The sequence below is a fragment of the Pseudoalteromonas sp. Bsw20308 genome, assembly GCF_000310105.2.
Classification (GTDB): domain Bacteria; phylum Pseudomonadota; class Gammaproteobacteria; order Enterobacterales; family Alteromonadaceae; genus Pseudoalteromonas; species Pseudoalteromonas fuliginea.
In genome coordinates this window covers 1,096,575-1,122,451 of sequence record NZ_CP013138.1, presented here as the reverse complement: position 1 = coordinate 1,122,451, position 25,877 = coordinate 1,096,575, and the positions used below count along the sequence as shown (strand labels likewise).

Here is a 25,877-nt window from a genome sequence, read left to right as displayed (position 1 = left end):
ATTGACTTTAATTCACAACAAAGCCGCTAAATAAGCGGCTTTGTTGTTTAAGGTAGTCTTAGATTAACGAATGCATTGTGGTCTTGGCTCAAACTCACTCGCTCTAAGCGGTAGCTGAATCACCTTGCCACATCCTGGTGGCGCTTGCTTACCCGTTTGCTCATTTACAAATGCCCAGCGTATTGATGGCGGACGAGTATCAGCTATTGCTTGTGGGTTAAGTGGCTTTAGGTAACGTATATAGGCTTCAAGCGCTCCCACACTGCCTGTTAACCCCGTACTTTTGTTGTCGTCTCGACCAAGCCACGCAACAGTCACTGTATTTTGATCAAAGCCTGCAAACCAGCTATCACGTAAATCATTACTGGTTCCAGTTTTACCTGCTAGTTGAATTGACGGGAAGTGTAAATTTAAGCGTTTAGCTGTGCCGTCTTTCGTTACGCGCTTCATTGCGTACTTAGTCATATACATTGCTGATTTATCAAAACGAGGCTCTGCATTTACTTTATGCTTATAAAGTACTTTGCCAACCGAGTCAGTTAATGCCGAAATTGCAGTGAGCTTTTTATATTCGCCATCAGCAGCAATTGTTGTATAAAGCTGAGCGACTTCAAGACTCGACATTTCAACAGCTCCTAAAAGCAGAGACGGGTATTCGTCTATAGACCCGGTAGCACCTAACCCTTTTAATGTTTTTGCCACTTGATCAACACCTACATCAAGCCCTAAATTTACTGCAGGAATATTAATACTGTTACTAAATGCTTTGTAAAGAGGCATTGCACCACGGTATTGATGATCAAAGTTCTCAGGCTGCCACACTTTCCCTTGCTCATTTGTTACTTGCAACGGTGAATCATCAAGCAGTGTTGATAAATTATAATGTGGTAACTGAAGCGCCGTTAAATACACGGCAGGTTTTACCAGCGAGCCTATATTACGTTTTGTATCTAAAACACGATTAAACCCTGAGTAACGTACATCGCGCCCAGCAACAAGTGCCGATACACCGCCTTTTTCGACATTAACTGAAATCATGGCGGCTTCTAATTTTTCAGTTTTTGGGCGTTTTTCTAAATACGGTAAGCTCTTTTCAATAGATTCTTCCATTGCTGTTTGTTTTTGTAGATCAAAATAGGTAAACACCCTAACACCTGCATCTAGTGTTTGTTGATCTGGCAACAATTTATTTAGCTCCCTGTTTACTAACTCTAAATAGCCCGGATAGGATTTTTGCAAACTAGCTTTCATTGGTGCAATATCAATTGGACGTTTAAGTGATGCCCGATATTCTTTTGTACTAAGCAGTTTACTTTCAACCATAAGGCGAAGTACTAAATCACGGCGCTCCATTGTGCGCTCTTTGTAACGACGAGGATTGTAATAAGAAGGGCCTTTAACCATTGCCACCAGCAGAGCAATTTGATCGTACTCAAGCTCGTCTACAGGCTTTGAAAAGTAAAAGTCAGAGGCAAGCCCCATCCCATGAACACCTTGGTTGTATGACTGCCCTAAATAGACTTCATTTAAATAAGCTTCAAGAATCTGATCTTTTGAATAACGATAATCTAAAATAAGTGCAATGAATGCCTCATTTATTTTTCGCATTAAAGAACGCTCACGCGTTAGGTAAATATTTTTAGCTAACTGCTGGGTAAGTGTGCTACCTCCTTGCACTGTACGCCCAGCTCTAATATTAGTATAAAGTGCACGTAAAATAGAAAAAACAGATACACCATGGTGTTCATAAAAATTACGATCTTCAACAACGAGTAAAGTATCTTTTAACATTGCCGGAAACTTATCCAATGGCACAAATTCTCTATCTTGTTTAGAATCGTTACCAATGCGGGCTATTTGCACCGGTTCTAAGCGAGCACTATTTAAACGCCTACCAAACTTATCTTTAATAGTAGCCACTTTTTGCCCTGAAAAACGAAGTTCAATAATATGGGACTCTTCAAGGCCATCATAAAATTCAAAATCACGACGATAAATTTTGATGCTATTTGCAGTCTTAACAAACTGCCCTGTTCGACTCAGCCTATTAACTGATGAGTAATTTAAACGCTCTAGCTCAAACACTACTTCCTGACTTGATAAAAACTGCCCCGGATAAAACGCCATTGAACGAGCATAAACCTGCGCTGGTAACTGCCATTTATTACCTTCAAATATACGTGTTGTTTTTGAATCTAAATAAATTAAATACATTGCCATAGCAATGAAAACAGCCAAGCTTAATTTCCAAAACACTGACCATGTTTTTCGCATAAAAGAGCGTTTAACAGTGGATTTAACTGTTTTTTTACGCCCCTTTGAGGTGTTTTTTTTTGTTGTGCTTGATGATTTTCTTGCACGTTTAGCTGCAGGTTTGCTGGTAGGTGTTTTGTTATTGTCGGCCATTTAAGTATAATTTATTCCAAAGGTTATTCACGAGTGTGAGCTTAGCATATTGGGCATACCCTAACATCCGAAAAGTTAACCCCCCCTGAAACAAAAAAAGCCCTACCGAAGTAGGGCTTTGTGTAAACACACTATTATTTAAATAAACTATTAGCTATTTCGAACAGAAACAAATTCTGGGTAGGCTTCAATACCACAATCGTGTTGATCCATACCATTTAACTCTTCTTCTTCTGTTACACGTATACCCATCGTTTTGTTAAGCACAGTCCAAACAATAAATGATGCTACAAATACAAAGGCAAGAATACACACTAGACCAATTAACTGATTAACAAAGCTTGCATCACCATTAGTTAGCGGTACTAACATAATACCTAATGCACCACACACACCGTGTACAGAGATAGCACCAACTGGATCGTCAATCTTAACTTTATCAAGTGCTATAATGCTAAACACAACTAATGAGCCACCAAGTAAACCTAGTAAACATGCCATTAATGGAGAAGGTGAAAGTGGGTCAGCAGTAATTACAACTAAACCTGCTAATGCACCGTTTAATACCATGGTTAAATCTGATTTGCCCCAAAGTATCTTACATACAAACAGTGCAGCAATAGCACCCATTGCAGCAGCTGCATTAGTATTAAGTAATATTTGACCTACCGCAGTTGCGTTTTCTTTATCCGAAAGTAGTAATTGAGAACCACCGTTAAAGCCAAACCAGCCCATCCATAAAATAAATGTACCGAGTGTAGCAAGTGGTAAGTTTGAACCTGGAATTGGGTATATTTCACCGTTTTTACCATATTTGCCTTTACGAGCACCTAGGATTAATACACCAGCTAGTGCAGCAGCTGCACCTGCGCCATGTACAATTGCAGAACCTGCAAAATCTACAAAGCCCATTTCAGATAAGAAACCACCACCCCATGTCCAGTAACCTTCAACAGGGTAGATAAAGCCAGTAAGTACTACAGCAAAGCCAAGGAAAGCCCATAGCTTCATACGCTCAGCAACTGCACCCGATACAATCGACATAGCCGTTGCAACAAATACTACTTGGAAGAAAAAGTCAGATTCTAAAGAATGGTCAGCATCAGCAGCTTGTGTGCCAATTAAAGCGCCTATTGAAGGAATAAAACCACCTTCGGCATTGTCTACATACATAATGTTGTAGCCAACTAATAAAAACATCGTACATGCAATTGAATATAGCGCGACATTTTTAGTTAAAATTTCAGCTGTGTTTTTAGAGCGAACTAAACCCGCTTCTAACATGGCAAAACCTGCTGCCATCCACATTACTAATATACCTGATATTAAAAAATAGAAGGTATCGAGTGAAAATTTTAGTTCTATTATTGTATTTTCCATGATTCCCCCTTAAATCGCTTCTTCGTCAAGTTCGCCTGTACGGATACGGACAATTTGATCTAGGTCGTACACAAAAATCTTACCATCACCGATTTTACCTGTTGATGCAATTTTAGTAATTGCTTCAACAACGCGTTGACAATTTTCAGTACGAGTTGCAATTTCAAGTTTGATCTTAGGAATAAAATCTACTTGGTATTCAGCTCCACGATACAATTCTGTATGACCTCGTTGACGTCCAAAACCTTTAACATCAACTACTGTCATCCCCTCAATTCCTAAATCAGCGAGTGCTTCACGCACGTCGTCTAATTTAAATGGTTTTATGATTGCACTAATCATTTTCATAGCGGCCCCCTCGGACTCTTTATTGTTATCCTGTTAGCCAATACAATCCAACCTTTGTGCCACTATTTTATAGTATTATTAAACAATAACTTAACTAAAAAACCCAAAAAAAAGACAAAAAAAACGCACCATTTAGGTGCGTTTTTTTAACAAGCCAGCTACATTGGTGCATTAGATGATTCTGCACCAATTAAAAGCAATAATGCATTTATACAATACAGTTGCGTCCTCTATTTTTAGCTTCGTATAAAGCAGTGTCTGCAACGCGCATTGCATCGCTTAAGCTGGTGTTTTGAAATTCGGCTAAACCAATACTAGTAGTAATAGTGAATGACCGATCGCTGATAGAAAAATCATACATTGCCATTTTCTTTCTAAATGCTTCGAGATATTCGCGCCCTCTAGCTAGCCCTATATCAGGTAAAATAATGGCAAATTCCTCCCCCCCAACTCTCGCAACAGTAAAGTTAGCAAATGCAGAACGAATCAGTGCTCCTACTTGCTTTAACGCTTGATCACCACCTTCGTGTCCTAATGTATCGTTTATGTTTTTGAAAAGATCGATATCGAGTAAAGCTAAGGTGTTATTTTGATTTTTAGTTTTTAATAATTTTTCTGCATATTGATAAAAATAACGTCGATTATAAAGACCCGTTAAATGATCTCTAAAAGCACTCTCTTTGATATCTGCAATTAACGAAAGCTGTTCCATTGTTTGTAACACCCGACAATGAAACTCTTCATTCATAAACGGTTTTGTTAAAAAATCGTTCGCGCCATATTTGATAAAGCGGGCTGATAAACCATGTTTTCCAGCCCCCGATAATCCTATAATCGCTAAATCATCACGGCCTCTAAAATTTCGCACCGCTTTAACTAGTTCAAAACCATCCATTGTAGGCATTGCATAGTCAGTCATCAGTAACTTAATGTCAGGGTCTGCCTTTAATATATCAAGCGCTTGTTGGCCATCGTGTGCCGCTGTTACATCAAATAATTGCTTTTCGAGCATTTGCTTCATCAAGGAACGACTCAATACAGAATCATCTGCGATTAATGCTTTACACCCTTGGTTTCGCAGAAGCTGTGCTACCAACTTCACCGCGTAGTGGTATGAATCGCGATTATCTTTTATTACGTAATCGACAACCCCTAACTCAAGCATTTGCTGGCGTTTATATTCATCAATTTTTGAAGTCAGTACAACGGTTGGGATTTTTTTAGATAAGGTATATTTTGCAACTTCCCCGTTCGGTGCATCAGGCAACGTTAAGTCTACAAGAGCAAGTGAGTATTTATGTTTTTCAACATTCGCTTCACATTCAGCTAAAGACCAAGCGAAATCGACAGTAACATCTAAATAATGTGCAGTTAAGTGGCGTAGAACCTGCTGTACTACTTTACTGTCTTCGACCACTAATACTCTTTGCATAGACCCTTCTCTTAACTTCTGATTAATTTTGCGGTATAGCCGCAAGTACAAAATATCACCACTTCATTCTCACGGTATAAAATCATACAAAAGAGTCAATGATAAGCTGGCACGTAAATATACCGGATTTTTATAAGTAGCTAAATAAATAAATTATAAATTAACCTAAAAGCACATTATTACTTATTCAACCAAAAATATCGGTCACTAGTCTCAATATTTTTGTTATTTAGCTAGTAATTGCTTTTAATAGCCTATCAACAATAATAAGGATACCTCATGACGCTTTGTCGGATTATCAGTTTACCAATCGCTATTATCACCTTAGTCCTCAGTACTGCCTCACTTGCAGATAACCAACGCCGTATAGATGTCGACAGTAAAGTAATTACTCAACACAAAGCCAAAATTAACGGCCAACGTTTTGGCTATACAGTTGCCACAGGTACGCAACCTGTGTGGGATGATAAAGGCGATGCGATTGCAACGCTTCAATATACCTACTATACCCGTGACAAAGTAGACGACAGAACAACTCGCCCACTACTCATTTCTTTTAATGGTGGGCCCGGCTCTGCATCAGTATGGATGCACCTTGCCTATACTGGACCTAGAGTATTAAAAATTGATGACGAAGGTTACCCTATTCAGCCTTATGGCGTAAAAGATAATCCTTACTCAGTGCTTGATATTGCCGATATTGTTTATGTAAACCCGGTAAATACCGGTTATTCTCGCGTACTTGAAAATGAGAAAAGCGAACTCCTTTCTAAAGCAAAGCAAAAAGAGCTATTTTTTGGTGTAAATGCCGATATTAAATACCTTGCTGAATGGTTAAATACTTTTGTAAATAGAGCAGAGCGCTGGCGCTCGCCTAAATTTTTAATTGGCGAAAGCTATGGCACAACACGTGTATCGGGTTTAGCTCATGAGCTTCAAAACAGTCAGTGGATGTATATTAACGGTGTTGTACTCGTATCACCTACCGATATTGGTATTAAGCGCGATGGCCCAATAAAAGCTGCCAACCGCCTACCTTACTTCGCAGCAACTGCTTGGTATCACAAAGCACTTAAAGCCGATTTACAAGCTAAAGACTTAGACGAGCTATTACCAGAAGTTGAGCTGTTTACTGTAAATGAGTTAATCCCAGCTCTTGCTAAAGGTGGCTTTATTAATGCAGATGAAAAACGTCGTATAATTACAAAAATGGCGCACTATGCTGGCTTGTCAGAAAAATTTGTTGAGCAAAATAACTTAGATATTCCAACCCAGTTTTTCTGGAAAGAATTACTACGTGAACGTGGTCAAACTTTAGGGCGTCTAGACTCTCGCTATTTGGGGATGGATAAACGAGGCGCAGGTGAGTCTCCTGATTACTGGGCTGAACTTACGTCATGGTTACACTCTTTTACCCCTGCAATTAATTACTACTTACGTGAAGAGTTAAACTATAAAACAGATGTAAAATATAACTTATTCGGTAATGTTCACCCTTGGGATAGAACGGGTAACAATACTGGCGAAAACCTTCGTTTGGCAATGGCGCAAAACCCTTATTTAAACGTCATGATCCAATCAGGGTACTTTGATGGCGCAACCAATTACTTTGATGCTAAATACACGTTATGGCAGTTAGATCCTAGCGGAAAAATGAGGGAACGTTTGAGTTTTAAGGGCTATAGAAGCGGGCACATGATGTACCTTCGCCATGCTGATCTAGAAAGCTCTAATAATGACCTGCGTAACTTTATTAAAAATGCCTTGCCTAAAGAAGGCCAAGCCGCAAAATACTAATCTCTAAATTTACTAGAGGTGGCTCTTATTGAGCCACCTATTTATTTTCATATTGCTGGCAATAACGACTTAACTGAGCTATCACAGCGTTAAAACATAACTCTAACTCTTCAATTAAGTTGCTTTGGACACTTTTATTTTCTGCCAAAGTTTCAACTTCCTGACATATATCTGCAAGTCGTATCGTCGCCACTGATTTTGATGATGATTTTAAGCCATGGGCCTGAAATGCTATGCCAGTAAAGTCATCGCAGCTTGCATACTCACGTATCAACTTAACTTGCTCCCCTGCTGTTTGCAAAAATGCATTAAATACCATGCAATGTACTGCGGGATCATCTCCGAGCATTGCACGCAACACGGATAAGTCGAGTTGATCAAACGAATGAGTCTCTGTTTCAGGCTTTTGATTGGTTTTAACCTCAGAATTAACCACTGTTTTTGTGTGCTTAATTAAAAGTGATTTAAGTTTCACTAACTCAACAGGCTTAGTTAAAAAACCATTCATACCTACTTTATGGCAATCGTCTAAATTCTTTTTAACAATATTGGCTGTAATGGCAATAATGATCAAAGGTTCGAAACGACTATCTTTTCGTATTCTTGTCGTTAGCTCAAAACCATCTAAAAGAGGCATTTGGATATCCGTAAGTAAAACATCAAAGTGCTTGTTTTGTAATGTTTGCCAAGCCTGCTCTCCATTACTTACAAAAGTTGAGCGCACACCGAGTATTGTTAATTGCTGCTTTAATACTTGTTGATTGGTAACCTGATCCTCAGCAACTAATACATCTAAAATAGGCAAAGAGTTTGCTGAAAAGTTTTTCTCTTTGATTACGCAAGCATCTGAATTAGAAGAAAAATCAGCCTGTTCAAAAGTATTAAACGTCAAACTGAAGCACGATCCTTTATTTAATTCACTTTGTACTGATATTTTTCCTTGCATGCGCTCAACCAACTCCTTGGTAATGACCAGTCCAATACCTGTGCCATGGACCTTACTCGTTTCTGCACCTAATCGATCGAAAGGTTTAAACAATCGAGAAATATCATCATTTGCAAAGCCACACCCTGTGTCAGCAACGCTAATTTCACACTGCTGATTATTTAAAATTTTACAACTTATGTAAATCTCACCATTTTGTTTATTATATTTAATCGCATTAGAGAGTAAATTTAACATTACTTGTTTAAAGCGACGTTTATCAATATAAAAATTTAGTCCTTTAAGTAAATCGAACCCTTCAGTATACAGAGTCATTGACTGTGCTTTTGCTAATTCACTTACAAGCTCCACAGAATCTTCGATAAGTGGTTTGATAGGCACATAATCAAAATTAAATTGCATATTTCCAGACTCGATAGCCGTTAAATCAAGCACATCATTAATCAATAATAGTAAGTGTTCACCAGCTCGGTAAATACTTTTGGCGTTACCTTTTTGTATATTATTAGCAAATTCGTCATATTCATATAACTGAGCGAAACCTAAAATAGCATTTAACGGAGTGCGTAATTCATGGCTCATACTTGCCATAAAATCAGACTTTGCTTTACTTGCCGATTCAGCCTCAATGCGCAGCCTATTCAATTTTTGATGATTACTTTGAACTTCAATAGCCATTTTATTAAATGCATTGATAACACTGCCAATTTCATTCTTTTGTTGCCTATCAACATGACAATTAAAATCGCCTTTTGCGAGCTTTGAAAAAGCAAATTCCAGTCTGCGCAAAGGCGTTGTGATTCGATAATCAACTAACCAAGCAAGTGCCATGAAAAAAATAACGAGTATGGTAAATTGACTGTATATTAGTGTGTAATGCAGCTTTGAGGATTCATTTATTTCGTTAGTGAAATTAGCGACTAAAATAATTTTTGCTAGAGGTTTATCTAAAAATAAAACCTGCTGACTTAGTACAACATCACTACGCTCAATTGTGCCCTGCCAAGTGTCCAATGGATACAATTGGTTTTTTGTTACCTCATCTATAACTTGGATTCTTTTCCAATTCGGTTGAATTTCTAGCTGGCTATCAATCTGCTCGTAAAGTTCGGCATATTGGCGAGTAAGCAAAGGAGTTGTTACTGAAGTAGACAGTTGTTGCAGTGACCGTTGTGCGGTTTTAGAAAGTCCTTCGTTAACCCAACGAGCTTGCTCTGGTAGTGCGTAAAAAATAAAAAGACAAACCAATAAAAAACCAAATGTTATTACAGCAACAAAGCTTTGTACTCGCAGACTACGCCACCAATTAATTCTCAACATAAAATGCGCTTAGCCCCCATTCAGTTAATTGTTGATACTCCGCTAAGGTCGCAATACTGGGCTCTATAATTGGGATCCCTGCAAATAAATGTTTATGCTCATCACTTTCGCCTATATTTAAAAAAGCACGCTGTACCTTAAGCTGTATTTCACTTGCAACTCTCGGGTGAGCAACAATTGGATGGCGGCTAATTTCACGAGTTTTATAAATAACTTTGAGCTTTTGTTGTAAATTTTTAGGTTGCTGTTTTAATGTACCTAAAACTCCACCTCCTGCTTTAGTCGAGTTCAGTGCTACGTTTAAGTACACCGAAGAGTGTGTTTGTACATAAACGGGCTTAATTTTTAGTCCATACAGTAAGGCTAAATCGGCGCGCATTAACAATGAAGCACCTAGTGCATTTGGTGCAGGAAACGCAATTTCAGCTCCCTCTAACTGGCTTAAATTATCTATACCACTTTTTTTATTAACAACTAAAACACCTTGGAGTGATCGCCCTGCATCTTTTATTAAGGGTAAATAACCTTGTTTTTCATGTGCTACAACACTGTGCCAAGGGTTCATATAAGCAAAATCATATTCTCCATTAGCAAAAGCCTGTTCAAAAACAGGTATAGACTTAACCGTAATTAACTCAATTTTTACACCTGTTTGCTCACTCACTTGTTTGAGTAAAGGCTGCCAAATAGCATTCAATTTTTGCGATTCATACTGAGGTACAACACCAAAAGTATATTCTTGAGAAAACAACCATGAACTTTGCAATAAACATAACATAGCAACGACATACTTCATCAGCTCTCCTAATATGAGTGTGTTATTACTATTAGCTTAGTTAAAGACTGAGTAAGTCACCATAAAATTCTTATCTGTTCAGCATTTACCAGCTTTAATCAGAGGCGCTTTTACTTGATACCTCTGATGAATAAGAATGTCATGTAGATTGAGCAGGGTTTTGTAGGTACTTTTCAGACCTACTTTATTATTAAGCCAAGTAGGGATCATGCCTGCGGATAAAGCATAAACTTGATAAGCAATGCTTAAATTGTTGCCTTGCTGAGTTAATAACCACTTTGCATTTAAAGTTTTAATTCTGACCACATTTTTATAAAGTGGCAGCTCTTTTGGGCGCGCTTTAATAACTAGCTGGCTTTGATTTGGTGTTAATTGTGAATAACACGAATACGTGACTGCGTCTCTATTTGCAACAGGCCAAGGGGAGTAAAAATAGCTGTAAACGAGGTTTTCTGAGGGGCTCAGTATTTTAATAACACTAACTTTCGAGGCGTTCTCTATCCACTTTTGCGCCACTTGCGTATCACTAAGTAACGCTAAAAAATCCTCAGTGGTGACACCATTTACAACTAGCTCGCCTTTAACTTCAAACGTATCATCATCATGAATTTGATAATATACGCTTACCCCTTTCTCATTTTTGTACAAATGCCAAATCGGATTAGCATACGCATTAAAGGCTTGCATTAAAAAAAAGAAGCAAGTGCACTTTTGAATAAAGTTTGGCTTACAAAAGTGCCTTGTTATCATTTTTGCCAATACGGTTCTATATCAAATGACGCGAGTCGGCTTTGCTCCATCGCATTTACCAAATACTCAGATTTTTGCTCAAGCCACAACTGAATTTTAGCGAGTTGCTCATCTTCTTGCCCAGCACATAACTGCTTTAAATACTCCAATGTACTTAACTCATACATTCCATGGGAAATATCCAACCAAGGCAACCTAAATTCCAATCGCTCCTCTTTATCAAATAGAGCACCTAAGCAATTGCCACTTAGTAGGCTATTTTCAAGCTGTGTACGCAAGCTTAAATAATCAGTAATACTGAGAGTTTGCTCTTTTGGGAGCATATGATGCAAGTTTTTCCAATCTTTATTAAACAGACGATTAGCAATCGATGAAACTGGCTTTTCTGCAGCTTGAAGTTCAACCTGCCCCCAATCTTTACGCCAGTGCTTATCAATTAACCAAGTTGTTAACGATAATAGTAATCGATTATAGCGCGCACTATGAAACAGCGCATTGATATCATCAATACTGGGTTGAAGCTCTTTTAAGTCATTAATAACTTGTGCAAGTGCCGGCGCTGCATTTATTTTTCTATAAAAAGCATGGCGTTTAGAGGTATAGGTTTTAAGCTGAATTGCATTTTCAACCCATGCTAACTCACTTAATAGCCATTTAAGTTCAGTGCGAAGATGGTCTGTGCTTTCTTTAGATACAATATCGTCATACAACCAAAAAGTATGCCGAATTAAACTAATACCATCTGTTACTCTTTTCAGTGTTTTTAAACTTGGTTTATCGAAATAACATTGCTCATGTTTTTGTACAAACCGGATACCAAAATTCATAGCTGCAACTAATGCATTTTCTTGACTTGGTGAACTAGACAATTGCACAAAGCCAATGGATTTACTTGGTTTTAATGGTTTTTCATCAGCCAGACGATAGCCACGTGCCGCTTTAGAATATAAACCTAAACGAATACAGTTTTGACTCACCAACTTATCAGCTAAAGCAAAGAGTTCGTTGCGACTGCCTTCAACCAGCTCAATCTCAAGTTCGCTAATAATCTCTATTTTACCAGCCGCTGCAATTTCGCCTTTATCAAGTACGACTTCAATTTTGGCCCCTGTTTCAGTCTCTATTAACCAAGTACGGCGAATAAAGTTAGTACTGAAAATGGGGTATAAATTTTGTGAAATTGAATCAACTTGCATACCATGAGGCCAGATGTTGGCGTTAAATGCCATCAAATTAGGACGATTTGATTCAAGTGGTAAGTTATATTCAGGGCGTTGATGCAGCCCACCAACAACTTCACCTGCAAGTTTTATAGTTTGCTCACATTGGGTATCCGCACAACGCGTTCTAAACCCGATATCAAGCGCTCTAAGTTCACGGTTCGGTGTATCATAGTATGAGTTTTGCAAACTGCGTGAAGGCTTGTTTATAACCGTTTTTGCAAATTGAGTAATTAAAGAGGGGATCAGTGGAACTACGGCATCTGATACCAAAAACTTCAGTTCTATTTCAGTATCCATTTGGTCTGCGGATTACCTTTAAAATAAATAAGTGCTCAAAATAAACAAAGCGCATCCACAATGCAAATTTTTTAGTCTTATTTATGCCTAAAATCATGACTGGGTTACAATATCAGTCTTGCTATTAAGCGCTTAAATCCATACTATCTGGCTACTTATGTGAAATAAAAATCACGTTCATCATGGACGCAGTTAGATTAACAAGGTAGATAAATGCTAAAACACTGCTTATTAGGGCTACTTTTAACAGCCACCACATTTATGAGCCATGCAGAAGAAGCCCAAGCGGCAAATTCCACTGATGCAAAAACCGCTTATATCATCGATAATTTATATACTTTTATGCGCTCTGGAGCAAGTACAAATTATCGCCTTCTTGGCTCTGTAGATGCAGGAACAAAGTTAACTTTATTATCAGCTGAAGAAAATGGTTTTATCAAAATTAAAGACGATAAAGATCGCGAAGGCTGGATAGAAACCAAGTTTGTTACCCAAACTGCTGGTTTACATCAACAATACCAAACACTGAATAGTGAAATGGGCACAATGCAAGAAAAGTTACGCCTAGCTCAAATAGAATTACCGCAGCTGCAAGAGCAGAATCAAAAATTAACAGATCAAAACCAACAACTTTCTGAGCAAATAACTAAATTAAAGAGCACACTGGAGATAGAACGGACTCAAAAAGAAGCTGCCAGCTCTAAAGAAAAACGCCAGCTACTTACTTATGGTGGCGCAATTGCATTTTTAGGACTGTTTTTTGGTATTATTTTAACTATTGTGCTGTCGCGTCGTAAACGCTACGAAGGTTGGGCATAAACTCACAGCTGAATGTATACAAAAAAGCCGCTTTATAGCGGCTTTTTGTTCTCTGTATTTTCATGCAGTTCAAGCTTAGGTGCGCTCATACCTTTGAGTAATCGACCAAATATATCTGCGCCAGTAATAATACGCTTTTCATCACTCCACACTAATACAACGTCGTGATCAATGGCACCATCAAACGATTTATCAAGTGAATGGTTTGCTCTTATTTTTAAAATAACTTCACTCAAACGCATGGTTTCATCTGTAACAATGATTGGCCTGTGGCAATAGTGATATGGGTCAAAAGCCTCTGATTCAAACAATGCTGAACGTAAAAAGCCATCTGCATCAACCACCAATAACGGCCAACCATCTTCATTAGTAATGATCACCCAGTTATAACCTGATTTATGTAACTTACGTAAAAATTCGTTATCGGCAGTCAACGTAAGATCAGGAAATATCGGTAAATCTAGCTTTGTTGGCAATGCAATTATAGAATCAGGGTCAATCACCTCACCTTCTTTGGTTACACTGATCTCATCTAAACTAAAAAAGTTAAGTGCGCCAATTCCTTCCACATGCTGAACATCAGCCTCTTCGGCTTCAATGTGTTTACGAATAATGCCTCTTAATTCGCTTTCAGCAAAGTACGTAATACCCTCTTTTCCAAGCCATGCATCAAGCACCAAAGCAGTTGGTTTAGCTACAACGTAAAACAGTATCTGGTAAAATTTGATAAGTGGTGACAACATACTCGCCATTTTAAGCGCATTACGCGAAAAATAAGCTTGGGGCGTAATTTCACCAATGATAGTAATTGCGATAGTTGAGAACAAAAATGAGCTTGCCCCCATTAATACCGAATCAGAAAGCAAAGTAAGTAATACGTTTATACCTACGTTACCCCACAAAATAGTCGACAATAAAAAATTTGAATCATTACGCAGCGCCATTACTTTTATAGCGGCTTCGTTACCTTTCGTACTTTCCATTTCAAGTTGTAATCGGCTTAGCGAAAAAAACGCCAAATTCAAACCAGAAAACATTGCGGACTGTGAAATACACAGTCCAATTGCACACCAAATCATGACATCAAAAGTCATTGTATTTTCCTATTAAAAAAGCTTATAGCAACAACAAGCTGCCTAAACCTAAAAAGGTTACAAACCCTACAATATCAGTAACGGTTGTTAAAATTACCGAGCCCGACAATGCTGGATCTATTTTCATTTTGTCTAAAATAGACGGAATAACAACACCCGCTAACGACGCTGCAACTAAGTTTAATAATATTGCGACTGTAATCGTAATACTTAGCATAATGTCGCTAAACCATAAATAAGTAAGTGCACCAATAACAAACGCCCACACCAACCCATTTACAGCCCCCACGCGCAGCTCTTTTTTAAGTAACGCTTTACGGTTGGAGTCGGTAACCTGGCCCAGTGCCAAGCCGCGAACAATAACGGTCAATGTTTGACTTCCTGCAATCCCTCCCATAGAAGCCACTACTGGCATTAACACCGCTAACGCAACCACTTGCTCTATCGTTGCCCCAAATAATCCTATAAACCACGATGCTAAAAACGCCGTTGCTAGATTAATGCCTAACCAAATACCTCGGTTTTTAGCACTTTTTCGCACACTTGCGAACAAATCTTCGTCTTCTCTTAAACCACCCGCTTTAGCTGCCGCTTCATCGGTAATTTCTTGGCGCAATTCGTACGCTGAGGCAATCGTTAATCTGCCAAGTAACTTGTTATCTGCGTTTACGACTGGCATTGCCATTTTCTCTGAGTGAATAACGACTTCTGCCGCTTCATATAAATCATCATCTGCATGTAATGATGAGAAATCATGATTAGCCAAAGCTATTAAATTGTCAGTGTCACTCGCTTTTATTAAATCGTTAACAGCAACCTCACCTATTAAGCTGCCTTTTCTACTGACTAAATAGATAACTTCACTGTATTGTGGCAAACCTTTATTCAACAGCTTTTTAGCCCCACCAGCGGTTAATTTCTCTGATACTTTTAAGAAATCAAACCCCAACCAATGACCTAGTTGTTCAGGTGGGTATTGCTGTGCTAATTCGTATTGTTTAATCTGCGCTTCGTCGAGTTGTTTTTTAGCATACTCAACAAAGCGTTCTGGAATAACTTCTTCTAGCTCAAGCAGCTCTTCTACATTAACTTCATCTAATAATTTAAATGCATCGTTATCATCTAACGTTTGCAGTAACCATAGACAGCTATCCTCACTTAAATTTACAAAAATTTCATGTTGCGTGTCTTCATCAAGCAATAGCCAAATTTCAAGGCGTTGCTCTTTTGGTATCGCCTCAAAGAGTAAAGATAAATGCTCAGTAGAGAGTGTTACCTGCGCATCAGCTAATAATTTATTTTTGCGTTCTGTTGTATCGCATTGAAGTAAATCATTTATTAGTTGTGGAAGTTGATCAACCGGATACTCAATCATTTTAAAACCTTAAAATTTAAAAATGCACGTTACTTACAGTTTATCCTGACAACAAAAATTTGCTGAGAAAACTTGAGTTTATTAAGCATGTACAGGCTATTTTTGCGCATTGTATGGGCAAAATAAAAACGGTACTAATGTTTATTTTAAAAAATTAAAAAAACAGTAAAAGGGATTATTTTTGAGGAGAGAGTCAACACAATAAGCAATCCAAATAGATTGCTTTTGCTACAAAAAAAGGCTCATATTAAAAACTAATATAGGCAAACAAGAATGAAATAGGTGCGTACATTTAAAGGCGGTCGGTAATGCTGCGTACAAGTTCAAAATCTAAGAATTGAGTTACCAAGGCAGCTCCCCAGGCATACGTCCGTTGAATTGGGTAACCTTTAAAAATCCAGCGTTTACGTACATGATTAAAATGCTCCAGATAATCTTGCTTAGCTTGGGGCATAGGGTGTTCAGCAAGTTTATTCCACGCCTTGTAGACACCCGACATATCTGAGCCTCGCATAAAGCGCTGTAGCCATCGAGGAAAACGAGCGAAGCTAATAGTTGACTGAAAGTCGATAAAATAAGGTTTACCGTCAGCACCACATAAAATATTACCCATATTACGTAAATCTAAATGCACTATCCCTTTGCGATGCATTTTTGCGACTTGACGCTCAAGCTCGCTAAAAAATCAACTGGAAGCTTTTTACCTTGATGAATTAAAGAACGAAGTGACGTGCCCTCTATATAGTTATAAGCCACTGCAATCGGCGATAAACGGCAAAAACGATTTGCTACCGCGTCCAACTCAGATAATCGACTCAAACCTTTATATTCTTGGTTAACCGAAATACGTGCAAACGATTTACGAATAAACCAAGGACTTTGGCTAAAGTCTTTTATTATTAAATCAAATCCATCATCTTTATATCGATAAACAATAGCATTAGCAAAACGTCCTTTATGAACAACACTTAAACGATGTTGCACAAAAGTGTGCTCTGGAAATTGTTGCTGTAATTGCGCTAACAAATCATTTTCAATCATAACAAACCTCACAAGATAATAACCTTGATTGCCTAGGCAACTATATTATCAAAGTTCGATTTTACCTACAACGGAATCACATGTTTAGGGTCTTGATTTTCTATTAAAACAGTATCGCTATTTTATTGATAATCTATTTTTTAGAGGCTGTTTGAGGCAGTGATTCTAGGTTATTTATTGCTTTGAACAGCAAATCCATTAACTGTTTTTTTTCAGATTCTAAAAAACCAGTTAATGCCTGAGTATATACTTCGTTTACTACTGGCATTATTTCTGGGTAAAGTGCTTTTCCTTTTTCACTTAAACATAAAATGGTTGAGCGTTTATCAAACTCACATTGTGTTTTAGCTATTAAGCCTTTTTCTTCAAGACGGCTTAATAGTCGACTCATTGCACCTCGGTCATAAACCATATGCTCACAAAGCCCAGCAAGCGTATTAACAGACTCTTTAGCTAGCAACACAACAACTATGTACTGCGCCGAAGTTAAATCCATAGGAAGTAATTTGGTATCAATATGCGTAACCAGCGTTGAGCGTAAAAAAGATACCAAACGTCCTAGGTCTTTTTCAGGGACCAATTCATCGCGAGTACAGCGTTTAATTGATGTCATACTTTGCATTAAAATCCACTCAATTTAGTCTATTTACGATCTACTTTAAAAAATTGTAAAACTTACCAATAAGGTTAAGCCGCAGTTAGCGGCTTTAGTAACGGTAAATACATGAGTACTAAATTTTAAACTGCCCAACTAATTGCCCTAAACTTTCACCTCTTCCGGCTAAGTGTTCACTAACTGATGACGTTGTTTTACTCGACACTGTAAGCTCATTAACTATTTCTTGGATAGCATATACATTGCGATTTATTTCTTCTGTTACACTACTTTGTTCCGTAGCGGCTGTCGCAATTTGCGTACTCATATCGTTAATTGATGTCACTGAATTGGTAACCGATCCTAAACTATCGGATATAGCTCGTGATGACTCAACTGAACGATTACAGCTTTGTTGGCTTGCTTGCATTGCACCTACCGCTGAGGACACTAGATTATGTAGTTCACTCAGCATTTCATTAATTTCAAGTGTGCTCACTTGCGTACGACTCGCCAAGCTTCTTACTTCATCTGCAACAACAGCAAACCCTCTACCGTATTCACCAGCACGAGCGGCCTCTATTGCGGCATTAAGTGCTAATAGGTTTGTCTGTTCTGCAATACCGCCGATAACACTCAGCACACTATTAATTTTTTTAGACTGCTCGCTCAGTGAATCAACCTGTTCAGCAGCGACGTTTATTTCATCCATTAATTTTGATACTTCGCTAAGTGAAATATCAACACACTCTTGTGCTTTAGCAACTTCCTGTGTTGCAGCCTGAGTTGATACAGCAACTTGCGTAGTATTTTGTGCAACTTCATGTGATGTGGCAGACATTTCAGTAATGGCGGTCGCAACTAACTCTGTTTCATGATTATGATTGAGTAGCTTGCCCTCAATTAGTCGTGTTTGTTTATTTATATCACTGGATGCTGATTTCACATCATGTGTAACATCAACCACATTCGCAATAATACCGTGTAGCTTACTGACAAAAACATTAAATGCTTCACCTAATTGACCAATTTCATCATTCGTGTCTATCTCTAGGCGCTTAGTTAAGTCACCTTCACCTTTTGCTATGTCGTCAAGGCTCTGCACCATTCTTTGAATTGGCTTAACCATGGTATTCGCCGCAACCAATGCACATGCAATCGTTAAAACAACCCAAAATAAAGCAATTAGCAATAAGGTAATTACTTTATCATTCATATGCTCTTGCATCGTTACTTCGTATTTAATTAGCTCTGCTTCTATATCATCCATATATGCGCCAGTGCCAACCATCCAATTAGTTCCTGGGATCATGGCAGCATAGCCCATTTTCTCTACTAGGCCTGTTGTATTAGGTTTTTGAAAGTGGTAGTTAAATGCGCCACCACCTTTTTGAGCCTGTTCGAGTAACCCGACTATAATTTTTTTACCATTGGGGTCTGTCATCCCTATTTTATTTTGCCCTTCAATGGCATCACCTAATAACGCATGAAAAACACTAACACCATTTGTATCGTAGATGAAAAAGTAACCCCCTTGACCAAAGGTTAAGTTTCTAAGCGCATTTTTAGCATCTTGGGCAGAGCCAGTATCTAATTGGTGACGAACAATTTTGCTCGCAATTTCGATTTCTGTACTTAATAAGTTCTGTTTATCTTTGATCAATTTAGTCTTAAATGAATCAAAATTTTGCTGCTGATTTTTAGACTCTAAATAATAAGAACTCAGCATTAAGCTAGTTAAAAGTAACATCAGTGGCAAAATAGCTAATAACAACAATTTGTTTTTTAAGCTTAAATTACTCATTATTTCTCCAAATCTAAGGCAGTAAATTTAAACAGCAACAACATAAAATAACAAAAGATACTTTTTACTTTATGCTCACTGATAAAGGTAAATTAGTTTATTTACATACAACTTAATATTTACGAAGCGTGTAAATATTAAAGGTAAATGTCGAGGTAAGAGCCAAACCAACCTTGGCGATTTTGTCCATATTATAGTTGTAAGGCATACATTTTAACACTTAAAACATTGCGACCTTAGTATTAAGCAAAGTAATGAACCTAACCAATTACTCCCACCAATAAGTAAAACAACGAAAAACAAAGATGAAACTTAGGAACAATCATGTAGTTTTTTTATTTTTATTAACATATAATCACCCTATCTTACTAATACGAATTACCTAGCATAAAATCGGAACGCACGTCATTTCTTATCTCTGCTTAATCCCAACCAAAATGAATCATCAATGAAGTACATTCTATATTTTACGCTTTTAATTTCTGCTCATGTATTCGCCAAGCCAATAAACAACAGCACTGCTTTTTATTATTCAGCACCGATGCCTCTTGCTGAAATGACATTTTATTCTCGTGTGGTAGTGCAACCAGAATTAATCACAGAGCATGAGCTTAATTGGCTTACGCAGCGTAACATTGCTGTTTATGCTTATCTTAGTGTCGGTGAGTCATTCGAAAAAAACACGTCATCACTTGTTGTTAATCCCAATTGGAATAGTCATATTTCCGATTTAACTTCTACGTATTGGCATAAACGCATAAAAAACAGCGCTAATGATTTAAAAGAGCGTGGTTTCACTGGCTTATTCTTAGATACACTAGATAGCTATCAGCTATTAGATACAACAAGCAATAAAGCAGACCAACAAGCTGGGCTAATTTCAATTATTGAGGACCTCTCAAGCTCATTTGATAAACATTTAATACTCAATCGTGGGTTTGAACTACTTCCCAAGTTAAAAGGGTTCGCAACTGATTTAGTAGCGGAGGGGTTATATAGCCATTACAATCCTCTTGATAATAGCTACAAACTCACTGCCGAAAGTGATCAAACATGGCTAATTGCACAATTAAATACAGCAAAAAACTTGGGCTTTAATGTACAAGTGATTGATTATGCAAAGCCCAAAAATCGCCTTGCTATGGCTCAAAAAATAATAAAAAACGGTTATGCACCTTGGATAACTGACGGACACCTACAAACATGGGGAACGTCAAATATCACACCAATAGCTAGGCGTATTCTAATTCCTTACAATAGTGATATTAAGCCACTTATCTATACTACGGTGCACTTAAAACTTGCAACCATGATTGAGTATTTGGGGTATATCCCTGATTACATTGATGTAGCAAAAAGAGCGCTTCCTCTCATAGATCCAAGTTTACATGCTGGCGTTATTTCGTGGACTACCAGTGATGCTTTTTATACCCCGGCGATAACTAATTGGCTAGAAACAAATTTAGGCGCTGTCCCTTTGTTAGTTATGGGAGAATTACCGCTTTCGACTACACTACTAATCAAACTAGGTGTAGAAGCACTCAATGTATTACCTCCTGCTCCTTATGAATTAAATTACTTTGCCCCATGGTTCAAAGGTGAAGCCGCGACACCACCACCAATAGTAAAACCATATTTACTGAAACTAGCGCCAAATGCCACTGCGCTTATTAATATAAAAGCGGCTGATGGCAAAATTGTTGTGCAAAGTGCAAAAACAAAATATGGTGCTGTGGTGGTTGCCCCTTGGCTAATTGATACTTTTCCGATGGAAGGTAGTAAGTGGGTTATCGACCCTCGTACATTGCTGACAAAGGCGATGGAGCTCCCGCCTATCTTAGTCCCCGATACAACAACTGAAAGTGGTAGGCGCATGCTTACTCTACATATTGATGGTGATGGTTTTTCAAGTATTGCAAATTTTACAGGTAGACCTTATTCGGCAGAAGTGATCCGCGATGAAATAATTAAACGCTATAAACTCCCTTTAACATCATCAATTATTCAAGCAGATATTGAAGCTACTGGACTTCACTCAAAAGCGAGTCTTAAATTAGAACGTATTGCGCGCAGTATTTTCGATTTACCCTATGTTGAAATTGCATCTCATACTTATAGCCACCCTTATTTTTGGACCGCACTCTCTGGTCGGAAAAAAATAGATGAGGATGACACCGACTATGGTTTTCATCTTGATGTGCCAGGATACGACACTATAAGTTTAAAAAAAGAAATTACGGGCTCTATAAAATACATTGACGAAAAGCTGGCACCAAAAAATAAAAAAACAGTATTAATGCTGTGGTCTGGTGACGCAACACCTGGGCCAAAAGCACTTGAACTTGCCCGTGACGCGGGTGTATTAAACATTAATGGCGGCAACACAGATGCAAATGCCGATAACCCTAGCCTGTCTCATATATCGCCAATTGGGCGACCTGAGCGCGACCTGTTATATCAAATTTATGCTCCTATCTTGAATGAAAATGTATTCACTAATTTATGGCACGGGCCTTATTATGGGTTTAAACGTTTAACCGAAACATTTGAAATAACAGAAAAACCATACAGATTAAAGCCTTACACTATTTATTATCACTTTTATTCGGGGGAAATACCTGCTGGTCTCGATGCCTTAAAACACAATATAGACTATGTTTTAGCACGGCCAAATACACCTGTACATTTGAGTCATTTTGCAAAAATTGCAAAAGATTTTTATTTCTCTGCATTAGCAAAAAATAATGACGATGAATGGCTATTTAGCTCAAAATATATTCGTACTTTACGAATACCTAGCGATTTTGATATACCAAATATAGCCCAAAGTGAAGGGGTATCTGGTGTAACTCAAAAAGGCGACTACGTACATATTATCAATAATATTGCCCGCCTTAGCTTTGATCACAGCCAAAATAATAGTAAGCCTTATTTAGCTTCTGCTAATGTGGTTATCGATAATTGGCAGGTAAATGGCGCAGTAAGCTTTAAAGCTTGGGTGCCCGCTTCACTTGATTTAATGAATGGACGTAAATGTCAATTTACATCTCATTTGGGAGAGCACTTTAAAGGTATCACTCACGGTAAATTAACGCATTTCAAAATACCTATGGGTGACTTTTATGGCTACCTTAACTGTGCTGGGACTGCCCCATAATGAATTCTAATAAACGCCCTCAGTTAGTATCTATAAAAACAATATTAACGATATTAGCCGTAAGTTGCTTTGCACTTTATGCGTTATTTCCGCATACCTTATTTTTTGAAGATGATACGCTTTCACAAGATTATACTTTTGAAACATCGTACCTAAATGCAGCGCTTAATACTGACCCTGACAATGAAAAACTACGCGCTAAGCTAATTGAGCTACACATAGAGCTAAGCGAATACGCACAAGCGAAAATTGAGCTTGCAAAGTTACCTAAAAGTGAGCGCAAAGCGACACTTGAAATCAAACTACTTTACTCATTATGGTTAGCAAGTGGTGCAAATATAGATGATAGATTTGAAGAGTTATCTTTAAAAATAAAGGCCCATAAAAATTGGAATGAACAAGTGCTAAGCATAGCTAAAGCGCTTGGCTTAAATGTAAGTGTTGCACAGTACTACCAGCTAAAAAACAAGCCATTACTCGCCGCTGATTACTGGTTAAGTGCAGGCGAACCAGTTAAAGCATTAGTCATTTATAAAGCAGGTATACACGCAAATATAGCTGAAAAAGCAATTGAAACAGCGCTTGGCGCAAATGACCCTGTGCAAGCCTATATGTGGTGGAAAAAGTATGGCGACCAAGCTAACACTGAACGTACTCTTTATTTAGCTGACTTAGCCGGCAATACAGAAGATGCTGCAGATGCGGTAGAAGCTCTACTAAAAGCTACCCCTAATAATACACACTATTTAACTAAGGCAATGTATTTACGCTTAGCCAATGGTAATGCAAAAGGTGCCGAACAATTACTCGAAAAATTGCTAATAAAAAGTCCAAATAACAAAGAACTCCATTTACTAAATTGGAAAGTAAAACGTTGGCAAAATAAACCCAGCGAAGCACTTAATGAATTTAAGTGGTTAATGGCAAATCATGCAGTAACACCAGCCATGCTCAGTGATAGCATAAACGATGCAACCTCTCTTTATTTGTATCAAGATGCAAATGATATTTACGAATACAAAGCGCAAAATAGGCAGTTAAAAGGCAATGGTTTTGCTAAATGGATGCAAACCAATGAGTTCATCGGCAATGCAAAAAAAGAGCTAAATCATATTGAACGATTTGAACAAATTAGTGGTAAAAGTGTGTTATCACAATACTGGAAAGCTAAAGTACTGCACGATACTGGTAACTTAAAAGGCTTAAGGTCACTATGGCCAACATACCAAGGTCCAAAAAATGAAGAAGATCTATTATGGCTTGCCCGATCATTTTGGCTTATCGATGATTTTTCAACCGCACTTACCATTTTAAAGCAAAAAAAACAAAGTACAGACACTGAATTTTGGACTGCACGCGTTGATATGGCATTACGAGTTCAAAATAAAAAAGAAGAGCTTTATGCGTTCGAACAATTAATGACCATTAGTGAGCTCAGTGTAGGTGATATGTTGCACTATCAACAACTGCGCTTTGAGAACAATCCTCAAGGCCTTCTCGATTACCTATGGCAGCAACCATCGCTTACAATTAGACAATTAATCCAAGTTGCATTATTGAGTTCACACGTTGATGATGAAGAATCGATAAAACGTATCCACCAAGAACTCGAAAAGCAGCGCTATAATAAAGCACTTTATCCTGCTTGGTTAATACTCTCAAACTGGTATCAAAACAAAAGCGATTTAAATTCAGCCTATACCACTTTAAACCGCGCAGCAAAACTAAGTGAGTACAATCCAGACGTGGTGCTTGCACAAGGTTGGTTAGCACTGCAAATGCACGATACAGTAATGATAAAACGTATTATAGATAATCATTCAGAAGATGAGACTACTCACGGCTGGACGCAACTGTTAGCTAGCTTATCGATTCATGAAAAATCATATAATAGCGCTTACTTTTACTTACGAAAGTTAGCGCTGGCTGATCCAAACGACTTAACAACCCTGGTTAACTTAGCTGATGTAATGAAACAGCTTGGTTATTACGCAAATGCCACCGAACTTAATCATTATTTATTACAACATTTACCTAAAGATAAATACGCCTACCGAGGCTTAATGTACCGCTGGGCAGGTGCGATGGCTATTCCACATTTAATGCAACTTAATTCAATGGATGAACTAGCACCCGAGACAATTGGCGAGCCTCAAACAAACTGGTGGTTAGCACGACGAGCAGCACAAAAGTTAGCTCCTTGGCAAAAACTACAACTTTACATGACTAATGGCGAGTTTAATAAAATTAAACAGCTCATAACGCAAAATGCACTAACCGAGGAAGATAAGTTAAATGCACTTCTCTACCTCAGACAACCCTACGCAACAATGCAGCGTTGGTACGAAGAACTAACAACTGAGCCGAGCGAATCACAATTAAGTTTAGTTCGTAATGCCCGAGGCTCATACTTTAGAGCACTTGAAATTAATTTATCGCCTGAGGCCGGATTAAACAGTAGCCAATACGATGTAAATGTTTATTTTCCTTATGCCAATGGCCAGTGGAAACTAAGCCTAAGTAATCAGAAAAACTTTAATAATAATGGATTACTGTTTGCTGTAGAAAATAAAATGACATGGGGTCGCTGGTATTTCGATGCAAAAATTGATTCCCACCAAGGTCGTTTAGCAAATCGTCAGGGTATTAGCTTAGATTCTCGCTATCAATGGGATTCTCGTACACAAGTTGGTTTAAAGCTTGAACACAATGTTGAAAATCGCCAGTCAGAGGCCTTACTTAGTTTTGCGCAACTTAACAAAGCTACGGCCTATGTAAACTATAATATTGATGGTCGACAAAACATGCAATTATCGGCCGCTATAATGTCTTTTTTACGACGAGATAGTGGAAGTTCACTCATCAACGGGCAAGAGTATAACGCCCGATACCAATACCGTATTTTAAAAGATAGGCCAATTTGGACTGCTTATTTTAGCGCGCAATGGCAAGATTTTGAACAAGTGAACACGCTTATAAATACAGGTAACGATGCCACATTAAATATAGAACTTCAGCCATTTAGACGCTTTGCGCTCGGTACCTCATTTTCCTCAACCAGCTCACTAGAACCGCCCTATTTAGGTACTAGCCCATCATGGCTATTTGATATAAGCACCGGTTACCAAACTATCAACGATGATATTGATGTGTCTGTTTCAAGTGGCGCTGGTTGGTCTATTTTAGGTGATGATTTATTTAAATTACAGCTGGGTTACCAAAGTAGTAATAAGGTTGGTAATTCAGATACACAGTTACAATTAGGATATTACGTACATTTTTAATGTTAGGAGAAAA

General features: G+C 38.0%; 18 protein-coding genes. 4 read left to right on the top strand and 14 right to left on the bottom strand.

What is annotated here, in order from left to right; genetic code table 11:
* Nucleotides 1-63: 63 nt before the first annotated feature.
* The 4 genes from mrcB to D172_RS04800 form a co-directional block, all read right to left on the bottom strand.
* A complete protein-coding gene (mrcB, locus tag D172_RS04815; RefSeq protein ID WP_058230537.1) occupies nucleotides 64-2,406 on the bottom strand; it encodes a penicillin-binding protein 1B in 2,343 nt (780 codons plus the stop codon).
* Nucleotides 2,407-2,556: 150 nt separating this feature from the next.
* A complete protein-coding gene (locus D172_RS04810) occupies nucleotides 2,557-3,786 on the bottom strand; it encodes an ammonium transporter (protein WP_033015526.1) in 1,230 nt (409 codons plus the stop codon).
* Between the two features lie 9 nt (nucleotides 3,787-3,795).
* Nucleotides 3,796-4,134 carry a P-II family nitrogen regulator gene (locus tag D172_RS04805; protein WP_004587162.1) on the bottom strand — a complete coding sequence of 113 codons (339 nt, stop codon included), beginning with the start codon at nucleotides 4,132-4,134 and terminating at the stop codon, nucleotides 3,796-3,798.
* A 208-nt stretch (nucleotides 4,135-4,342) separates the two neighbouring features.
* Nucleotides 4,343-5,566 (bottom strand): response regulator, encoded by a 1,224-nt coding sequence (locus D172_RS04800; protein WP_007376108.1) that lies wholly within the window; start codon nucleotides 5,564-5,566, stop codon nucleotides 4,343-4,345.
* 279 nt (nucleotides 5,567-5,845) lie between these two features.
* Here D172_RS04800 and D172_RS04795 point away from each other — a divergent pair, with 279 nt between their 5' ends.
* Complete coding sequence (locus D172_RS04795; RefSeq protein WP_007376107.1) at nucleotides 5,846-7,363, top strand: S10 family peptidase; 1,518 nt, start codon at nucleotides 5,846-5,848, stop codon at nucleotides 7,361-7,363.
* Between the two features lie 37 nt (nucleotides 7,364-7,400).
* Here the strand turns inward: D172_RS04795 and D172_RS04790 are convergent, their stop codons facing one another.
* The 4 genes from D172_RS04790 to D172_RS04775 form a co-directional block, all read right to left on the bottom strand.
* Complete coding sequence (locus tag D172_RS04790; RefSeq protein WP_007376106.1) at nucleotides 7,401-9,629, bottom strand: ATP-binding protein; 2,229 nt, start codon at nucleotides 9,627-9,629, stop codon at nucleotides 7,401-7,403.
* Nucleotides 9,616-10,425: a phosphate/phosphite/phosphonate ABC transporter substrate-binding protein gene (locus tag D172_RS04785; protein WP_007376105.1), complete on the bottom strand. Its 810-nt coding sequence runs from the start codon at nucleotides 10,423-10,425 to the stop codon at nucleotides 9,616-9,618. The genes D172_RS04790 and D172_RS04785 overlap by 14 nt, the downstream gene beginning before the upstream one ends.
* Nucleotides 10,426-10,503: 78 nt before the next feature.
* Nucleotides 10,504-11,175: an START domain-containing protein gene (locus D172_RS04780; protein WP_007376104.1), complete on the bottom strand. Its 672-nt coding sequence runs from the start codon at nucleotides 11,173-11,175 to the stop codon at nucleotides 10,504-10,506.
* A complete protein-coding gene (locus tag D172_RS04775; RefSeq protein ID WP_007376103.1) occupies nucleotides 11,172-12,695 on the bottom strand; it encodes a CYTH and CHAD domain-containing protein in 1,524 nt (507 codons plus the stop codon). The genes D172_RS04780 and D172_RS04775 overlap by 4 nt, the downstream gene beginning before the upstream one ends.
* Nucleotides 12,696-12,908: 213 nt before the next feature.
* Here D172_RS04775 and D172_RS04770 point away from each other — a divergent pair, with 213 nt between their 5' ends.
* A complete protein-coding gene (locus tag D172_RS04770; protein ID WP_007376102.1) occupies nucleotides 12,909-13,514 on the top strand; it encodes a TIGR04211 family SH3 domain-containing protein in 606 nt (201 codons plus the stop codon).
* 32 nt (nucleotides 13,515-13,546) lie between these two features.
* Here the strand turns inward: D172_RS04770 and D172_RS04765 are convergent, their stop codons facing one another.
* The 6 genes from D172_RS04765 to D172_RS04745 form a co-directional block, all read right to left on the bottom strand.
* On the bottom strand, nucleotides 13,547-14,608 hold the full coding sequence (locus D172_RS04765; RefSeq protein ID WP_007376101.1) for a DUF21 domain-containing protein: 1,062 nt from the start codon (nucleotides 14,606-14,608) through the stop codon (nucleotides 13,547-13,549).
* Nucleotides 14,609-14,630: 22 nt separating this feature from the next.
* Nucleotides 14,631-15,983: a magnesium transporter gene (locus D172_RS04760; RefSeq protein ID WP_007376100.1), complete on the bottom strand. Its 1,353-nt coding sequence runs from the start codon at nucleotides 15,981-15,983 to the stop codon at nucleotides 14,631-14,633.
* A 292-nt stretch (nucleotides 15,984-16,275) separates the two neighbouring features.
* Complete coding sequence (locus tag D172_RS21655; RefSeq protein ID WP_007376099.1) at nucleotides 16,276-16,635, bottom strand: hypothetical protein; 360 nt, start codon at nucleotides 16,633-16,635, stop codon at nucleotides 16,276-16,278.
* Entirely contained in the window at nucleotides 16,617-17,024 is a 408-nt protein-coding gene (locus tag D172_RS21650) for a hypothetical protein (RefSeq protein ID WP_007376098.1), read from the bottom strand. Before D172_RS21650 ends, D172_RS21655 begins: the two co-directional genes overlap by 19 nt.
* Nucleotides 17,025-17,157: 133 nt before the next feature.
* A complete protein-coding gene (locus tag D172_RS04750) occupies nucleotides 17,158-17,646 on the bottom strand; it encodes a MarR family winged helix-turn-helix transcriptional regulator (RefSeq protein ID WP_007376097.1) in 489 nt (162 codons plus the stop codon).
* Nucleotides 17,647-17,755: 109 nt separating this feature from the next.
* Nucleotides 17,756-19,423, bottom strand: a complete 1,668-nt coding sequence (locus tag D172_RS04745) for a methyl-accepting chemotaxis protein (RefSeq protein ID WP_007376096.1) — start codon at nucleotides 19,421-19,423, stop codon at nucleotides 17,756-17,758.
* Nucleotides 19,424-19,871: 448 nt separating this feature from the next.
* Here D172_RS04745 and D172_RS04740 point away from each other — a divergent pair, with 448 nt between their 5' ends.
* Entirely contained in the window at nucleotides 19,872-22,580 is a 2,709-nt protein-coding gene (locus tag D172_RS04740) for an endo alpha-1,4 polygalactosaminidase (protein ID WP_007376095.1), read from the top strand.
* Nucleotides 22,580-25,864: a tetratricopeptide repeat protein gene (locus D172_RS04735; protein WP_007376094.1), complete on the top strand. Its 3,285-nt coding sequence runs from the start codon at nucleotides 22,580-22,582 to the stop codon at nucleotides 25,862-25,864. The genes D172_RS04740 and D172_RS04735 overlap by 1 nt, the downstream gene beginning before the upstream one ends.
* The last annotated feature ends 13 nt before the right edge of the window (nucleotides 25,865-25,877 follow it).

What these genes read in the sequence shown, in the direction of transcription:
- D172_RS04745 (WP_007376096.1), bottom strand. Translation starts at nt 19,423, where the DNA reads ATGAGTAATTTAAGCTTAAAAAACAAATTGTTGTTATTAGCTATTTTG.
- D172_RS04805 (WP_004587162.1), bottom strand. Translation starts at nt 4,134, where the DNA reads ATGAAAATGATTAGTGCAATCATAAAACCATTTAAATTAGACGACGTG.
- D172_RS04770 (WP_007376102.1), top strand. Translation starts at nt 12,909, where the DNA reads ATGCTAAAACACTGCTTATTAGGGCTACTTTTAACAGCCACCACATTT.
- mrcB (WP_058230537.1), bottom strand. Translation starts at nt 2,406, where the DNA reads ATGGCCGACAATAACAAAACACCTACCAGCAAACCTGCAGCTAAACGT.
- D172_RS04810 (WP_033015526.1), bottom strand. Translation starts at nt 3,786, where the DNA reads ATGGAAAATACAATAATAGAACTAAAATTTTCACTCGATACCTTCTAT.
- D172_RS04795 (WP_007376107.1), top strand. Translation starts at nt 5,846, where the DNA reads ATGACGCTTTGTCGGATTATCAGTTTACCAATCGCTATTATCACCTTA.
- D172_RS04740 (WP_007376095.1), top strand. Translation starts at nt 19,872, where the DNA reads ATGAAGTACATTCTATATTTTACGCTTTTAATTTCTGCTCATGTATTC.
- D172_RS21655 (WP_007376099.1), bottom strand. Translation starts at nt 16,635, where the DNA reads ATGCATCGCAAAGGGATAGTGCATTTAGATTTACGTAATATGGGTAAT.
- D172_RS04750 (WP_007376097.1), bottom strand. Translation starts at nt 17,646, where the DNA reads ATGCAAAGTATGACATCAATTAAACGCTGTACTCGCGATGAATTGGTC.
- D172_RS04775 (WP_007376103.1), bottom strand. Translation starts at nt 12,695, where the DNA reads ATGGATACTGAAATAGAACTGAAGTTTTTGGTATCAGATGCCGTAGTT.
- D172_RS04760 (WP_007376100.1), bottom strand. Translation starts at nt 15,983, where the DNA reads ATGATTGAGTATCCGGTTGATCAACTTCCACAACTAATAAATGATTTA.
- D172_RS21650 (WP_007376098.1), bottom strand. Translation starts at nt 17,024, where the DNA reads ATGATTGAAAATGATTTGTTAGCGCAATTACAGCAACAATTTCCAGAG.
- D172_RS04780 (WP_007376104.1), bottom strand. Translation starts at nt 11,175, where the DNA reads ATGATAACAAGGCACTTTTGTAAGCCAAACTTTATTCAAAAGTGCACT.
- D172_RS04765 (WP_007376101.1), bottom strand. Translation starts at nt 14,608, where the DNA reads ATGACTTTTGATGTCATGATTTGGTGTGCAATTGGACTGTGTATTTCA.
- D172_RS04800 (WP_007376108.1), bottom strand. Translation starts at nt 5,566, where the DNA reads ATGCAAAGAGTATTAGTGGTCGAAGACAGTAAAGTAGTACAGCAGGTT.
- D172_RS04790 (WP_007376106.1), bottom strand. Translation starts at nt 9,629, where the DNA reads ATGTTGAGAATTAATTGGTGGCGTAGTCTGCGAGTACAAAGCTTTGTT.
- D172_RS04785 (WP_007376105.1), bottom strand. Translation starts at nt 10,425, where the DNA reads ATGAAGTATGTCGTTGCTATGTTATGTTTATTGCAAAGTTCATGGTTG.
- D172_RS04735 (WP_007376094.1), top strand. Translation starts at nt 22,580, where the DNA reads ATGAATTCTAATAAACGCCCTCAGTTAGTATCTATAAAAACAATATTA.